At 66.7% G+C, this 1,572-nt stretch carries 1 protein-coding gene; it reads left to right on the forward strand.

The window, feature by feature from the left end; translation table 11 throughout:
- The first annotated feature begins 66 nt into the window (after positions 1 to 66).
- A complete protein-coding gene (locus ACWCQ6_RS37210; RefSeq protein ID WP_451096927.1) occupies positions 67 to 1,299 on the forward strand; it encodes an IS4 family transposase in 1,233 nt (410 codons plus the stop codon).
- Positions 1,300 to 1,572 lie beyond the last annotated feature (273 nt).

Below are 1,572 nucleotides of genomic sequence, written 5' to 3' on the forward strand. Positions count from 1 at the left end.
CAACCGAAACGGCGAGGCTAGTGCCAATACCGGTAACTTAGGGGCGATCTGGTCGTTGTTGTTGATGTGCCAAGGGCGGGTCAACTGAAGTCATCTGGTGAGCGGCTGTCGGATCGGGTCGCGGTCGGGGTGCTGACGCAGGCGTTTCCTCAGTCGCTGGTCGATGAGGTGCTGGCGGAGACGGGCCGGGTGCAGCAGCGGAACCGGCTGTTGCCGGCCCGGCTGGTGGTCTACTTCGTGCTGGCGATGTGCCTGTTCTCCGGTCAGAGCTATGAGGAGGTCGCCCGGCTGCTGACCGCGGGTTTGCAGGGTGTGCGGCGTTGGCGTGGCTCGTGGGTGGTGCCGAGTTCGGCGGCGATCTGGAAGGCCAGGTCACGGTTGGGTGTGGCGCCGTTGCGGCTGTTGTTCGTGCGGGTGTGCCGTCCGGTCGCCGCACCAGGCACGGTGGGCGCCTTCTATCGCGGCTGGCGGCTGACTGCGATCGACGGGACCACGTTCGACCTGCCCGACACGAACGCGAACGTGGAGGCGTTCGGCCGTCCGCCCCGCTCCGGGCGGGGCGAACAGGACGTCGGTTACCCGCAGATCCGCATGGTCGGCTTGGTGGAGTGCGGCACCCACGTCATTTTCGACGCCGCGCTCGCAGCTCTTCGTACCGGAGAGCAGACTCTGGCCCGGGCGGTCCTGGGGTCACTGCGGCAGGGGATGCTGCTGCTGGCCGACCGCGGCTTCTACGGCGTGGAACTGTGGCGCGAGGCCGCGGCGACCGGGGCGGACCTGTTGTGGCGGGTGCGCAAAGACCTCGTACTGCCCGTGGTCGAGCAACTGTCGGACGGCTCCTACCTCACCGAGATCTTCGACCGCAGCGACATCCACCACATCCGTCGCGGGGTGCCGGTACGCGCGGTGGAGTACACCATCGCCGGCCACGAGGGCGCCTACCGGCTCATCACCACGATCCTCGACCCGGGCAGGGCCCCAGCCACGGAACTGGCCGAACTCTACGCCCAGCGATGGGAGTTCGAGTCCACCCTCGACGAAATCAAGACCCACCTCGGCGGGCCACACCTGGTACTGCGTTCACAGCGCCCCGAGGGAGCCGAGCAGGAACTCTACGGCTTCCTGCTCGTCCACCACGCCATCCGGCACCTGATGCACCAGACCGCACGACAAGCCGACCAGGATCCCGACCGGATCTCCTTCACCCGCTCACTGCGCGTCGTGCGCCGCCAGGTCACCGACCAGGCGGCGTTTTCCCCCCGGCAGACTCGCCCGCGCGATCAAAGCCACCCACGCTGAACTTCTCGAACGCCCCCTGCCACCGCGACGCCGCCGGTCCAACCCCCGCGTCATCAAACGCAAAGTCGCCAGCTGGCCCCTCAAACGTGCCGCCCACCGGGCTGCAGACCGTCCACCCACCGCGGCCATCACTCTTGTTGGCGCCACCAAACCCAAAAGAGTCAAACGCACACCAAAGCACTAAGTTGAACCGCCCCGGGTTCGGTAGAGATCTCAGATTGTGGATTTGGCCTGGGGTTTCGCGGTGGTGAGGTAGTAGTTGGTCTCGTATTC

It is taken from the genome of Streptomyces sp. NPDC001880, assembly GCF_053594575.1.